This is a genomic window from Microbacterium sp. GXF0217 (genome assembly GCF_054798195.1).
Genome location: NZ_JBSJZG010000003.1, coordinates 272,671 through 286,502 on the forward strand (window position 1 = coordinate 272,671; position 13,832 = coordinate 286,502).

Consider the following 13,832-nt stretch of genomic DNA (forward strand, 5'->3'; position numbering starts at 1 on the left):
GTTGCTCTCCTGTTCGAGGACGACGGCGGTGACCCTCTCGAGGGTAGTGAGCCGGTGCGTGCCGCGCTACAGCGCGATATGGGTACCTCTTCCCTCGTGTCCGTGCCGCGGCGTAGCGTGCGGGTATGTGCCGAAACATCCACACCCTCCACAATTTCGAACCGGCTGCCAGCTCGGACGAAGTGCATGCGGCTGCGCTGCAGTACGTGCGCAAGATCGCCGGGACCACCAAGCCGTCCAAGGCGAACCAAGAGGCGTTCGACCGGGCCGTCGCCGAGATCGCGCACCTCACGCAGCATCTGCTCGATGACCTCGTCGCCACGACCCCGCCGAAGAACCGAGAGGAGGAGGCCGAGAAGAAGCGCGCCCGCGCGATCGCATCCGGGCGCTACGCCGCCTGACCACGCCACCGGACGCCGCCGACTCGGCGCCGCATCAGCCGCCGTCGGGCGCCACTAGAGTGAGCGCATGGATTCACCGGGGAGTTCGGCGCTGACCAGGAGCCAGGTCGCCCGCTACGCGATCGGCTCGCTCGGAACCGGCGGTTTCGCCACGCTCCCAGGGCTCGTGCTCGTCTATTACCTGACGGACTCGCTCGGTGTCGCCGCGCTCGCCGCCGGTGCGATCGTGACGGCGGCGAAGATCTGGGACGTGCTCATCGACCCCGTCATCGGCGGTCTCAGCGACCGCTCCTATGCGCAGGCCGGGTCGCGACGACGGTTCATGGTCCTCGGCGGCATCGGCCTTCCGATCGCGTTCGTGCTGACCTTCGCGGTGCCAGGAGGGCTCGGGCCGCTCGCCTCCGCGCTGTGGGTGCTCATCGCCTTCATGCTCGCCGCGACCTGCTTCAGCCTGTTCCAGGTGCCCTACATCGCGCTGCCCGCCGAGCTGACGAACAGCTACCGCGAACGCACCAGGCTGCTCAGCTGGCGCGTCGTGGTGCTGACCCTCGCGATCCTCCTGTTCGGCGCCGGCGGCCCGGAGCTGCGCGGCCTGTTCCCCGACGACCCGCTGCGCGGCTACCTCGTGATGGCGCTGGTCGCCGGCGTCGTGCTGGCTGCGGGGATGCTGGTGTCCGCGTCGGTCGCACCCCAGAGACCCCCACTGCCTGTCGTCGCGGGAATGTCGATCGGCGCCCACTACCGCGCCGGCATCCGCGTCCTGCGCGAGAGCGCGCCGTTCCGGGCGCTGCTGGCCACCTTCATGCTGCAGGGCCTCGCGACCGGCCTCATGCTGGCCGGCGCGCAGTTCATCGCGCGCTGGATCCTCCACGACGAGGGCGCCGTCACGCCGCTGTTCGCGTCGCTCATCGCCCCGGCGCTGCTGATGGCTCCGGTCTGGAAGCTCGTCGCCGATCGCGTCGGCAAGGAACGCGCATTCCGACTCGCGAGCCTCGTCTTCCTGCTCGCATCGCTCGTTCTCGTCGCCATGATCTGGGTCCCAGGGTGGTGGATCCTCGCCCCCGTCGCGCTCGCGGGTGCGGCGTACGCGGGCATGCAGACGCTGCCGATGGCGATGCTCCCCGACGTGATGGCTCACGATCGATCCGAGCACGGCGCGAACCGCGCCGGTGTCTTCAGCGGAGTCTGGACCGCGGGGGAGACCACCGGCATGGCGCTCGGCGCGACCGTCCTGTCCGTCGTCCTCGCCGCCACCGGCTACGTCGAATCCACCGCGGGCGTCGCGGTCGATCAGCCGCCGACGGCCATCGCCGGCATCGCCGTGGCATTCAGCATCCTGCCGGCCGTGCTCATGATGCTGAGCCTCGTGACGCTCACGCGCTACCGGCTCCGCGAGCGCGACATCGCGGGGAAGACGGCGTGAGCAGCGGCATCCTCGACCGACTGCGCGACCTGCGTGCGGCCGACGCCCCGACGCACGGCGGACATGTGCTCGCCTACGTGTACGACTCGGGGATGCCGGAGCTGGACGAACTGGCGGATGCCGCGGCATCCCTCGCCCGTCCGGTCAACGGACTGGACCCCACCGTCTTCCCTTCTGTCGCGGCTATGGAGCGCGACGTCATCGGATTCGTGCGGCGCGCCGTGCACGGGCGGCGCGATGTGGTCGGGTCGGTGACGAGCGGCGGGACCGAGAGCTGCCTGCTCGCAGTGAAGACCGCGCGCGATCTGTGGCGCGCCGAGCATGCGCAGAAGGCGGACGCCGGCGTGCGACCGCGACTGCTCGCCCCGGCGACCGCGCACGCCGCGTTCCAGAAGGCGGCGCGACTGTTCGACCTGGACTTCGATCCGGTCCAGTGCGGGCCGGACGGCGCCGTCGCGGCCGACGCGCTCATCTCCCGCATGGCGGGCGACGTCGCGCTGGTGGTGGTGTCGGCTCCGGCGTATCCCAGTGGCGTGCTCGATCCGATCCGCGACGTCGCGGCTGCGGCCGGTGCCCGCGGCATCCGGTGCCACGTCGATGCCTGTTTCGGCGGGCTCGTGCTGCCGTGGTGGCCTGGCGTGCCCGTCTGGGATTTCCGGGTGCCTGGCGTGACGAGTCTGTCGGCCGATCTGCACAAGTTCGGCTACGCGCCCAAAGGCGTCTCGGTTCTGTTGCATCGAGGCCGGCGGCAGCATCGGGCGCAGTTCTTCGCGACGACCCGCTGGCCCGGTTACCCCGTCGTGAATCCAACGCTGCTGGGTTCCCGATCCGCGTCGCCGCTGGCCGCGGCTTGGGCGATCACCCAGTACCTGGGGGATGCCGGTTTCGCCGACCTGACGGCGTCGATCGCGCGGGCCGCCGCGGGAGTCAGGGTCGAGGTCGAAAGCATCCCCGGCCTCGCGGTGATGGGGGATCCGATCGGCCCGGCGATCGCGCTCGTCGCGGATCCCGCTCTGCCGCCCCAGCAGCGCGTCGATCCGCACCGGCTCGCCGACGAACTGGCGCGCCACGGCTGGCGCATCCAGCACCAGCCGGGGTTCGTGCAGTCCGACGGGACCCGTCTTCCCCGCAGCGCCCATCTCACGCTCACGCCGGTGCTGGAACGCTCGCTCACGGACTTCCGGGGCGCGTTGAGCGGAGCCTCCGACGCCGTGCGGGGACGCCCGGCCGCCGACGGGCGAGCGCTCGCGGGAGCCGTCCGTGCGCTTGGGTACCGCGCCGATCGGGTGCCGGGGCCCGCGGCATCCTGGCGCCTGCTGCGGCTCGCCAGCGCCGGCCGCGTGCGGCAGAACCAGCCGATGGCGACGCTGATGGCGCTGATCGAGGAACTGCCGGCGCCGGTTGCGGAGGCGCTGCTCATCGAGCTGCTGGCACGGACGTCGGAGCCCCGCTGACCGATGCTGATGGCCTGGTCGGCTTGCTTCAGGACGGCTGCGGTGGGCGGAAGGACGACCCATCGTGGGCTACATCGACATCTCGGCGATCTCGCTGACGCTGCCGGACGGCAGACCGCTCCCCGATGAGGTGACGTTCCGCGTCGGCGCCGGCACCACGAGTGCGCTGATCGGCCCGAACGGTGCGGGCAAGACCACGCTGCTGCGCATCATCCGCGGCGATGCGGCGGCGGATTCCGGCGCCGTGACGATCGATGGCGGGGTCGGCGTCATGGACCAGTTCGTCGGACACGGCCAGCGGGGGCAGACCGCGGCCGACGAGCCGGCGTGGGACGAGCGTCGCGTCGTGCGCGCCCGCTGAACGGATCAGGGCAGACGGAACGGCTCGGCCGCGCGTGCATCCGTGTCGAGGGCGAGATCGGCGAGCACGGCGCCGACCCCGGTCGCGAACTTGAATCCATGCCCGGAGAAGCCCGCACCGAGCACGACCCGTCCTCGCCGATCCAGCACGAAGTCGCTGTCGTCTGTGGAGGTGTACGTGCAGCTCACGTGCACTCCGGAGTCGGGATCCAGCCCCGGCATCCACTCCCGCACGTAGGTGCGCAGCGCCTCCGCGTGAGTGGTGCGGTGCGGGCGCGCGTCCGGATCGACCTCGTCGCCGACCTGATGGAATCCGACCTTCACGCCTTCGCCGGGCGTCGGCATGCCGTACACCGTGGCGGGGTAGGAGGGCGGGGAGACGTAGTGGTTGAACGACGGCCACGGCGCATCCGACCATGGTGAGAAGTGCGCCGGCGTCTCCTCGGTCACGCGCAGTCGGGGCAGACCGATGCTGCCGAGCATCTTCGCGGTCCATGCGCCGGCCGTGACGACCACCGTGTCGGCGGTCAGCGTCGTTCCGTCGGCCAGAGCGAGCACGGCGTGCGCCGGATCCTGGCCGATGCGCTCGACCGGAGTGTCCCAGCGCACGGAGCCGCCGCCGGCGACGATGCGCCGCTCCAGCTCCGGCAGGGCGTCGGCCGCCCGCACGACCCCGGCTTCCGCAGACCACAGCACATCGGACGCGAACCGCATGCCCGGCCACCGGCGACTCGCTTCGTCCGGCGTCAGCAGCTCGGCAGCGATGCCGCGCCCCTGGAGGCCTTCCTGCACCGCGGCGACATCCACATCGCCGTGCGTCACGAGACCGTGCAGGCGCAGCAGCGGAGCGCCGTCGACGGGGCCGAGGGCGTCCCATCCGGCGCGGGAGCGCACGAGCAGATCGAGATAGTGCTCCTCGGCGTAGGCGTTGTTGAAGTTGCGTGTCGCGCCGTGCGAAGCGCCCTGCGTGTGGCCGCGGCCGAACTGCTCCAGCACGACGGGCCGATGCCCGCGCCGCACCAGCTCCCACGCCGTCGCGAGCCCCATGACCCCGGCGCCGACCACGGCGATCTCCACGGCATCCTGTGCCATACCGAACCTCCTGCTCGCTCCCAGTCTCTCAGCCGCGGCCGCCCCGGGTAGGCTGGACGGGTGACCATGGACATCGAACTCGGCCGAGGCAAGCGCGCACGTCGCGCGTACACGTTCGACGACATCGCGGTGGTGCCGTCGCGGCGCACGCGCAACCCGGAGGACGTCTCGACGGCCTGGACCATCGACGCCTACGGCTTCGACATCCCGGTGCTGGGTGCGCCGATGGACTCGGTCGTGAGCCCGGCGACGGCGATCACGCTCGGCCAGCTCGGCGGCCTGGGCGTTCTCGACCTCGAGGGTCTGTGGACGCGGTACGAGAACCCGGAGCCGCTGCTCGAGGAGATCGCGGGTCTCGCGCCCGAGCAGGCGACGCAGCGCATGCAGCAGCTGTACAGCGAGCCGATCAAGCCGGAGCTCATCAAGGCGCGTCTGGCCGAGATCCGCGCCGGTGGCGTCACGGTCGCCGGTTCGCTCACCCCGCAGCGCACCCAGGAACTGTACGAGACGGTCGTCGCCGCAGGCGTCGACCTGTTCGTGATCCGCGGCACGACGGTGTCGGCCGAACACGTGTCCAGCGCCGCGGAGCCGCTGAACCTGAAGAAGTTCATCTACGACCTCGACGTCCCGGTGATCGTCGGCGGCGCCGCTACCTACACCGCGGCTCTCCACCTCATGCGCACGGGCGCCGCCGGTGTCCTCGTCGGCTTCGGCGGGGGAGCGGCGTCGACGACGCGCGCGACCCTCGGCATCCACGCGCCGATGGCCACCGCCGTCTCGGACGTCGCCGCCGCGCGCCGCGACTACCTCGACGAGTCCGGCGGACGCTATGTGCACGTGATCGCCGACGGCGGCGTCGGCACCTCCGGCGACGTCGTCAAGGCGCTCGCGATGGGCGCGGATGCCGTCATGCTCGGCGTCGCCCTGGCCCGCGCGACCGATGCCCCTGGACGTGGCTTCCACTGGGGTCCTGAGGCGCACCACGCCAAGCTTCCGCGCGGTCGCCGCGTGGCCGTCGATGCCATCGCGCCGCTCGAGGAGATCCTCTTCGGCCCTGCGCCCGTCGCCGACGGCACGGCGAACCTCATCGGTGCGCTGCGCAAGTCCATGGCGACGACCGGCTACTCCGATCTCAAGGAGTTCCAGCGCGTCGAGGTCGTGCTCGCACCGTACGAGCAGGGCTGAGCATCCGGCTGCCGTGACGACACCAGAGGTCTTTCCGCCGACGCTGCGCGAGGTGATGCTGCGTCCACGCTGGATCGGCGTGCTCGCGCTGTGCCTGGTCGTCGCCGGCGTCTTCGCGTTCCTCGGCCAATGGCAGCTCGGTCGCGCGATCGACACCGACCCGGTTCCCGCCGGCGTGACCGAGGAGGTCCGCCAGCTGGATGACATCGTCGTACCGGGCGAGTACCTGCCTGAGCCGTATGTCGGCCAGCGCACCGAGGTCACGGGTACCTGGGTGGGCGGCGACTTCCTCGTGGTCTCGTCGCGGTACAACGACGACGTCGAGGGCTACTGGGTCACCGGCCAGCTTCGCGTCGCCGACGGCGTGTCGATCGCGGTCGCGCTGGGCTGGGTGCAGGACCGGGACGAGGCGGATGCCGCGGCGGCCGCTCTCGAACAGACCGCCACCGGCACGGACGCCACGATCGCCGGCCGTCTCATCTCAGACGAAGGCGTGCAGGTGCCCCCGTCCGATGACCCGCAGCGGATGGACCGGATGTCGCCGGCCGCGTTGCTCAACCACTGGCACGACGCTGATCGTCTCGCGGTCTACCGGCCCTATCTCGCGAGCGTCGAGGCACCGGACGGACTCGTCGGCATCTCGTCTCCTGCGCCGGACGCGCAGTCCCCGGTCAACTGGCTGAACGTGTTCTACGCGGCCGAATGGGCGATCTTCGCCGGCTTCGCGTTCTACATCTGGTACCGCCTGGCGAAGGATGCCTGGGAGCGCGAGGTCGAGGATCTCGAGGACGCGGCCGCCGCGGCATCCTGACCCGTCTGCGCGCGCATCTGCGCGTGCGCCCGTGCGCATCTGAGCGCTTCTGAGGCGATTGCATGAGCAGACGATGACGATTCGGCGAACACCGTTGCTCCTGTCCTCGGCCCTCCCTATGCTCCCGATTATGTGTGCGCGCTGTGCGCGCCCACGGGCGGCGGATTCACGAGAGCCGCCACACCACCCGACCGAGGAGACAGCAACGATGATGCCAGCCCCCGATGCCGGGAACCGTACGGTTCCGGCGTCCTTCCGCAGTCGGGGGCGCATCCGCGTCCTCGCCGTGACCTGCGTCGCCGCTCTGGGCGCCGGCGCGCTGATCGCGACTCCCGCCTTTGCGAACACGACCGGAACAGGGGTCGTCATCAATGAGGCGTACCTCTCCGGCGGCAGCGCCGGTGCGCAGTTCACGAACAAGTTCGTCGAGCTGTACAACCCGACGAGCGAGCCCGTCACCCTGGACGGTCTGTCGCTGCAGTACCGCTCGGCGACCGGTACCGGGAACTTCTCCGGTGTCGCGGCGCTCACGGGCGTCATCCCCTCCGGGGGGCACTTCCTCGTGCAGGGCGGCAGCAACGGATCGAACGGACAGGCGCTGCCGGCGGCGGATGTCGTGAGCTCGCTGAACCCGAGCGGAACGACCGGAACCATCGCGCTCGTCGAGGGCACCGCGGCCGTGAACCTCACCCCCGGCTCGATCGCGGACGTCGACGGGGTCATCGACCTGCTCGGCTACGGCACCTCCAACACGTTCGAGACTGCCAGGGCCACGGCGCCGGCGGGCAACACCGACGTCAAGTCCCTGAACCGCACCGATGGCGCGGACACCGACGACAACAGCGCCGACTTCACGCTCTCCGCGACGATCACGCCGCAGAGCTCCGGCGGGGGAACGGAAGAGCCCGAGGAGCCGGAAGAGCCCACCGCCGTCTCGATCGCCGAGGTGCAGGGCCAGGGCGACGTCTCGCCGCTGAACGGCCAGAACGTCACGGTCGAGGGCATCGTCACGGGCGACTACCGCACCGGCGGCTACAAGGGCATCTCGATCCAGACCCAGGGCTCCGGCGGCGAGACCGACGCGACACCCGGCATCTCGGACGGCGTCTTCGTGTACCTGAACGCCCTGGCGCCGACGCTCGAGATCGGCGACCTCGTGTCGGTCACCGGCACGGTCAGCGAGTACTACGGGCAGACGCAGATCAACCCGGCATCCGTCTCGGATGTCGCCGTCGTCACCGCCGATGCCGGCCTTCCGGCGCCGACGCCGCTCGCCGACACCGCCATCGGCGCCGACCGCGAGGCCTACGAGAACATGCTCGTGGCTCCGACCGGCTCGTATCTCCTCGCCTCCAGTCATCAGCTGTACAACTACGGCACGCTGTGGCTGAACCCTGGCGAGCTGAATGTGAAGAGCACCGAGACCACGCGCCCCGGTGACGCCGCGAACGCGATCGCCGCCGAGAACCGCGCCGAGCGCATCCTCCTCGACGACGGTTGGTCCTCCCAGGTGACCAGCAACGCGCACCCGGGGGAGCAGCCGTACTTCACGACAGACACCGTCGTCCGGGGCGGCGACTCTGTGGACTTCGCTGAATCCGGCTACGTCCTGCAGTACGGGTTCGACGACTGGAGACTGCAGCCCGTCGTCCCGATCGATGACACGAGCGACGCCTCCTACAAGGCGACCTTCACGGCGCAGAACCCGCGCACGGATGCCGCGCCCGAGGTCGGTGGAGACGTGCAGGTCGGCGCCTTCAACGTCTACAACTACTTCACGACCCTCACCAGCGAGAACTCGAACGCCCGTGGCGCCGAGACGGCCGAGGAGTTCGCGATCCAGAAGTCGAAGATCGTCACCGCGATCAACGCTCTGGGTGCGGATGTCGTGTCGCTCATGGAGATCGAGAACTCGATCCACTTCGGCAAGCCGGCAGACACCGCGCTGGCCGATCTCGTCGACGGGCTGAACGCGGACGCCGGCTCCGCGGTGTGGGCGTACGTGCCGACACCGGCGGCGCTGCTCGACACGGACACCGACGTGATCACGAACGCGATCATCTACAAGACGGATGCCGTGACGCCGGTGGGCGACAGCGCCACCGTCGTCGATGAGACCGTGTGGGACAACGCCCGCGAGCCCATCGCGCAGACGTTCGACGTCGACGGCAAGATCGTCTCCGTCGTCGCGAACCACTTCAAGTCGAAGTCCCCGCCCTCCGGCGGCGGGACGGAGCCGGCCGATGGGCAGGGCTTCTTCAACGCGGACCGCGTCGCTCAGGCGCAGTCGCTGCTCGGCTTCACCCAGACGATCGCCGAGACAAGCGGTAGCTCCGACATCCTGCTGCTCGGCGACTTCAACGCCTACGGCCAGGAAGACCCGATCGACGTGTTCGCGCAGGCCGGCTGGACCGACCTGGTTCCGGCGAACGCTGCCGGGCAGTACACCTACACGTTCGACGGCGAGCTCGGTTCGCTCGACCACGCGATCGCGTCGCCGTCCTTGACGTCATCCGTGACCGGCACCGACGTGTGGGCGATCAACTCGCCGGAGTGGAGCGACCGCGGTTACGCGTTCGGCGCCACCGAGGCAGGCACGCCGTTCCGCTCCAGCGACCACGACCCCGTCATCGTCGGCATCTCGAGCGAGATCCCGCCGGTGTCAATCGACATCGTCACGATCAACGACTTCCACGGTCGGATCGAGGCCGACGGCGCAGCGGCAGGCGCCGCCGTGCTCGCCGGTGCTGTGCAGCAGCAGCGCGAGGCGAACCCGAACACCGTGTTCGCTGCCGCGGGCGACCTGGTCGGCGCGTCGACGTTCACGTCGTTCATCCAGGACGACAACCCCACCATCGACGCGCTCAACGCGGCAGGGCTGGATGTCAGCGCCGCCGGCAACCACGAGTTCGATCAGGGCTGGGAGGACCTCGAGGGCCGCATCCAGGACCGCGCGGACTGGGAGTACATCAGCGCCAACGTGTTCGTGACCGAGACGGGCGAGCCTGCGCTCGCTCCGGCCTGGGTGACCGAGCTCGACGGCGTCACGGTGGGCTTCATCGGCGCGGTCACCGAGGAGCTCGACTCCCTGGTGTCGCCGGACGGCATCGCCGAGCTCGAGGTGCGCAGCATCACCGACTCGGTGAACGCGGTCGCGGCGGACCTCACCGATGGTGACGCGGCGAACGGCGAAGCCGACGTGCTGATCCTCCTCGTCCACGAGGGGGCGACGAGCACCGATGTCGCGAGCATCACTCCGGAATCCGCGCTCGGCGAGATCGTCGCCGGTGTGGATGACAGTGTGAGCGCGATCGTCTCGGCGCACACTCACCTCGCGTACAACCACGTGATCGACGGACGCCCCGTCGTCTCGGCCGGTCAGTACGGCGAGAACTTCGGTCTGATGAACCTGCAGGTGGATGCCGAGTCGAAGGAGCTCATCTCGATCACGAACGAGATCAAGCCCCTCACCGAGGCGGGGAAGCCGCTGTACCCGGCGCTCGTCGACGTGCAGGCCATCGTCGACGCGGCCAAGGCCGAGGCCGACGTGCTCGGCGCCGAGAAGGTCGGCGAGATCACGGCGGACTTCAACCGTGCGCGGCAGTCGACCGGTGCTGAGAACCGCGGTGGCGAGTCGACGATCGGCAACTTCGTCGCCGATGTGCAGAAGTGGTCCACAGGGGCCGACATCGCCCTGATGAACCCGGGCGGAATCCGCGCCAATCTCGCATACGCGAGCGCCGGTGCGGCCGACCCGGACGGCAACGTCACCTTCCGCGAGGCGGCGACGGTGCAGCCGTTCGCCAACACGCTCGTCACGCTGGATCTCACCGGAGTCCAGCTGAAGAACGTGCTCGAGCAGCAGTGGCAGCCCGCTGGCGCGAGCCGTCCCTTCCTGAAGCTCGGCGTCTCGGAGGGTCTGGTGTACACCTACGACCCGGCCGCGGCGGCGGGGGAGCGGATCACGTCGATCTCGCTCGATGGAACGCCGATCGACCCGGCGGCGACGTACTCGGTGGCGGCGAATTCGTTCCTCGCAGCCGGGGGAGACAACTTCTCCGCATTCGCCGACGGGACGAACAAGGCAGACACGGGCAAGGTCGATCTCGCCTCGATGGTCGACTGGTTCGACGCGAACGGAACGGCCACGCCCGATCTCGCGCAGCGCGCTGTCGGTGTGACGCTGAGCCCCGCGGATGCCGATGGCTACAGCGCCGGCGACCAGGTGACGATCGCGCTCTCCTCGCTGAACTTCAGCGCGGGTGAGGCGAACGGTGCCGAGGCGGCGGTGTCGCTCGGCGACACGGCGCTCGTCTCGGGGCAGATCGATCCGACGATCGTCGACACGACCGACGAGGCGGGGCGCGCGAGCCTGGCGTTCACGGTTCCGGACGGCGTGTTCGGTGAGCAGCAGCTCACCGTCTCCGTCGCCGACACCGGCACGAGCGTGCAGGTGCCGTTCACGATCGCCGGCTCAGAGCCGGTCGAGTTCGCCGGGACCATCGAGGTGCCGAAGAAGATCTCGGCGGGCAAGAAGCTCAGCGTCGCAGGCGCCGACTTCGAGCCGGGCGAGACGGTCTCGATCGAGCTGCAGCCCAAGAAGGGCGCGGCGATCGATCTCGGCGACGTCGTCGTGGGCGAGGACGGGTCGTTCCAGGCATCCGTCACCGTCCCGAAGAACGCGCAGCCGGGCAAGTACACGGTCGAGGTCTCGCAGGCCGACGGCGACAGCGCCACGGCGACGGTCACGGTCAACCGTGCCGGCGGTGTGGTGCGCGACGTCCTGGACTGGATCTGGGATCTGATCACCGGATGGTTCTGATCCGCTGAACCGCAACGGAGGCCGCCGGAATCGCTCCCGGCGGCCTCCGTCGTCTGCTGCGGCATCCGAACGGTCGTCGGGCGCCGCCAGCGCGCCAGAAGCAGTGCCGGTGCGCGGGTAGACTGGACCCCATGCCCGAACCGAAAGCCGCCTCCTTCCCGAAGATCCGCGGGGCGCTGAAGTTCTACCAGATCGCCTCGATCATCACGGGCGTCATGCTGCTCCTGCTGCTGGCCGAGATGATCCTCAAGTACAGCCCCATCCACGTCGAGCTCTTCGCCGGCGGATCGGGTGGTCTCCTCTGGTTCGCACCGGTGATCGTCGGCGACGGATGCCAGTGGTACTCGCTGTTCGTCCCCGGGGGCATGGGATGCGACCTCGAATCCACCGGTCAGACCGCCGGTGGGGTGAACCTCTCCCTGACGATCCTCGTCGCGCACGGCTGGTTCTACGTCGTGTACCTGTTCGCGTGCTTCCGGGTGTGGAGCCTGATGCGCTGGACCTTCCCGCGGTTCATCATGCTCGCCCTCGGCGGCATCGTGCCGCTGCTGTCGTTCTTCATGGAGGCCAAGGTCTCCCGTGAGGTGAAGACCTATCTTGCTTCCCGTGAGGCGGCCGTCGCCGCCTCGTCCTCAGAAACCCAGGAGGCCGCGCGATGAGCGCTGACACCGCCCAGCGTCCGGTACTCGTCGTCGACTTCGGCGCCCAGTACGCACAGCTGATCGCCCGCCGCGTCCGCGAAGCGGGCGTCTACAGCGAGATCGTCCCGCACACGGTCACGGCCGCCGAGATCGCGGCGCAGAGCCCGGTCGCGCTGATCCTGTCCGGCGGCCCGTCGTCGGTGTACGAAGAGGGCGCGCCGTCGCTGGACGGGGGCATCTTCGACCTCGGCATCCCGACGCTGGGCATCTGCTACGGCTTCCAGGTCATGGCGCGCGCGCTCGGCGGCGAGGTCGCGAACACCGGCCTGCGCGAGTATGGCGCCACGGATGCCGCGCTCACCGGAGACGGTGGAGTTCTGCTCGGTGGACAGCCGAGCAACCAGAACGTCTGGATGAGCCACGGCGACCAGGTCGCCAAGGCGCCGGAGGGCTTCGAAGTGCTGGCCTCCACGGACGCGACGCCCGTCGCCGCCTTCGGGAGCGCCGAGAAGTGCTTCTACGGCGTGCAGTGGCATCCAGAGGTCAAACACTCCGACCACGGCCAGGCGGTCATCGAGAACTTCCTGCACAAGGCGGCCGGTCTCGCCGCCGACTGGAACAGCGGCAACGTCATCGAGGAGCAGGTCGCCCGCATCCGCGAGCAGGTCGGTTCTGCGCGCGTCATCTCGGCGCTCTCCGGCGGCGTCGACTCCGCCGTTTCGACGGCGCTCGTGCACCGCGCGATCGGCGACCAGCTGACGGCGGTCTTCGTCGACCACGGTCTGCTGCGCAAGGGCGAGCGCGAGCAGGTCGAGCAGGATTACGTCGCCTCGACCGGTGTGCGTCTGATCACGGTGGATGCTGCGGACACGTTCCTCGGATTCCTCGCCGGGGTCACCGACCCCGAGGAGAAGCGCAAGATCATCGGCCGCGAGTTCATCCGCGCGTTCGAGAAGGTGCAGCGCGACCTCGTCGACGAGGCCAAGGCATCCGGCGAGCCGGTCAAGTTCCTGGTGCAGGGCACCCTCTACCCGGATGTCGTCGAGTCCGGCGGCGGCACCGGCACGGCGAACATCAAGTCGCACCACAACGTCGGCGGGCTCCCCGATGACCTCGATTTCGAGCTCATCGAGCCGCTGCGCACCCTGTTCAAGGACGAGGTGCGTCAGATCGGACGCGACCTCGGCCTGCCGGAGGCGATCGTCGGACGTCAGCCGTTTCCGGGCCCCGGCCTCGGCATCCGCATCGTGGGTGAGGTCACCGCTGACCGCCTCGAGCTTCTGCGTGAGGCCGACGCCATCGCGCGCGAGGAGCTGACCAAGGCGGGGCTGGACCAGCAGATCTGGCAGTGCCCTGTGGTGCTGCTCGCCGATGTCCGTTCGGTGGGCGTCCAGGGTGACGGCCGCACGTACGGTCACCCGATCGTGCTGCGTCCGGTGTCGAGCGAGGACGCCATGACGGCCGACTGGACGCGTCTGCCCTACGACGTGCTCTCCAAGATCTCCAACCGCATCACGAACGAGGTGCGCGAAGTCAACCGGGTCGTGCTCGACGTCACGTCGAAGCCCCCGGGAACCATCGAGTGGGAGTGATGTGAACACAGGAGCGGATGCCTCGGCATCCGCTCCTGTGTTGTCTCCGAC

At 69.6% G+C, this 13,832-nt stretch carries 9 protein-coding genes and 1 pseudogene; 9 read left to right on the top strand and 1 reads right to left on the bottom strand.

What is annotated here, in order from left to right:
• The first annotated feature begins 125 nt into the window (after positions 1 to 125).
• From ACWAT3_RS07515 to ACWAT3_RS07530, 4 genes and pseudogenes are all read left to right on the top strand, one after another.
• Complete coding sequence (locus ACWAT3_RS07515; protein ID WP_460797180.1) at positions 126 to 401, top strand: DUF2277 domain-containing protein; 276 nt, start codon at positions 126 to 128, stop codon at positions 399 to 401.
• 67 nt (positions 402 to 468) lie between these two features.
• Positions 469 to 1,824, top strand: coding sequence for an MFS transporter (locus tag ACWAT3_RS07520; RefSeq protein ID WP_460797182.1), 1,356 nt, complete (start codon positions 469 to 471; stop codon positions 1,822 to 1,824).
• A complete protein-coding gene (locus ACWAT3_RS07525) occupies positions 1,821 to 3,278 on the top strand; it encodes a pyridoxal phosphate-dependent decarboxylase family protein (RefSeq protein ID WP_460797184.1) in 1,458 nt (485 codons plus the stop codon). The genes ACWAT3_RS07520 and ACWAT3_RS07525 overlap by 4 nt, the downstream gene beginning before the upstream one ends.
• Positions 3,279 to 3,342: 64 nt before the next feature.
• Positions 3,343 to 3,597: pseudogene (locus ACWAT3_RS07530) on the top strand (ATP-binding cassette domain-containing protein); the annotation flags it as partial.
• A 47-nt stretch (positions 3,598 to 3,644) separates the two neighbouring features.
• On the opposite strand, the gene ACWAT3_RS07535 reads toward ACWAT3_RS07530, so the two are convergent.
• Positions 3,645 to 4,730: an FAD-dependent oxidoreductase gene (locus tag ACWAT3_RS07535; protein ID WP_460797185.1), complete on the bottom strand. Its 1,086-nt coding sequence runs from the start codon at positions 4,728 to 4,730 to the stop codon at positions 3,645 to 3,647.
• Between the two features lie 66 nt (positions 4,731 to 4,796).
• Here ACWAT3_RS07535 and ACWAT3_RS07540 point away from each other — a divergent pair, with 66 nt between their 5' ends.
• The 5 genes from ACWAT3_RS07540 to guaA all read left to right on the top strand — a co-directional run bounded on the left by ACWAT3_RS07540 (position 4,797) and on the right by guaA (position 13,781).
• Entirely contained in the window at positions 4,797 to 5,915 is a 1,119-nt protein-coding gene (locus ACWAT3_RS07540) for a GuaB3 family IMP dehydrogenase-related protein (RefSeq protein WP_460797737.1), read from the top strand.
• A gap of 55 nt (positions 5,916 to 5,970) precedes the next feature.
• Positions 5,971 to 6,726 carry an SURF1 family protein gene (locus tag ACWAT3_RS07545; RefSeq protein ID WP_460797739.1) on the top strand — a complete coding sequence of 252 codons (756 nt, stop codon included), beginning with the start codon at positions 5,971 to 5,973 and terminating at the stop codon, positions 6,724 to 6,726.
• A gap of 208 nt (positions 6,727 to 6,934) precedes the next feature.
• Entirely contained in the window at positions 6,935 to 11,548 is a 4,614-nt protein-coding gene (locus tag ACWAT3_RS07550) for an ExeM/NucH family extracellular endonuclease (protein WP_460797187.1), read from the top strand.
• A 131-nt stretch (positions 11,549 to 11,679) separates the two neighbouring features.
• Entirely contained in the window at positions 11,680 to 12,207 is a 528-nt protein-coding gene (locus ACWAT3_RS07555) for a DUF3817 domain-containing protein (RefSeq protein WP_460797189.1), read from the top strand.
• Positions 12,204 to 13,781, top strand: a complete 1,578-nt coding sequence (gene guaA / locus ACWAT3_RS07560; protein WP_460797191.1) for a glutamine-hydrolyzing GMP synthase — start codon at positions 12,204 to 12,206, stop codon at positions 13,779 to 13,781. The genes ACWAT3_RS07555 and guaA overlap by 4 nt, the downstream gene beginning before the upstream one ends.
• Positions 13,782 to 13,832 lie beyond the last annotated feature (51 nt).

Bases quoted from the DNA above. Each gene is read 5' to 3' on its own strand.
- ACWAT3_RS07515 (WP_460797180.1), top strand. From the start codon at position 126: ATGTGCCGAAACATCCACACCCTCCACAATTTCGAACCGGCTGCCAGC.
- ACWAT3_RS07520 (WP_460797182.1), top strand. From the start codon at position 469: ATGGATTCACCGGGGAGTTCGGCGCTGACCAGGAGCCAGGTCGCCCGC.
- ACWAT3_RS07535 (WP_460797185.1), bottom strand. From the start codon at position 4,730: ATGGCACAGGATGCCGTGGAGATCGCCGTGGTCGGCGCCGGGGTCATG.
- ACWAT3_RS07540 (WP_460797737.1), top strand. From the start codon at position 4,797: ATGGACATCGAACTCGGCCGAGGCAAGCGCGCACGTCGCGCGTACACG.
- ACWAT3_RS07545 (WP_460797739.1), top strand. From the start codon at position 5,971: ATGCTGCGTCCACGCTGGATCGGCGTGCTCGCGCTGTGCCTGGTCGTC.
- ACWAT3_RS07550 (WP_460797187.1), top strand. From the start codon at position 6,935: ATGATGCCAGCCCCCGATGCCGGGAACCGTACGGTTCCGGCGTCCTTC.
- ACWAT3_RS07555 (WP_460797189.1), top strand. From the start codon at position 11,680: ATGCCCGAACCGAAAGCCGCCTCCTTCCCGAAGATCCGCGGGGCGCTG.
- guaA (WP_460797191.1), top strand. From the start codon at position 12,204: ATGAGCGCTGACACCGCCCAGCGTCCGGTACTCGTCGTCGACTTCGGC.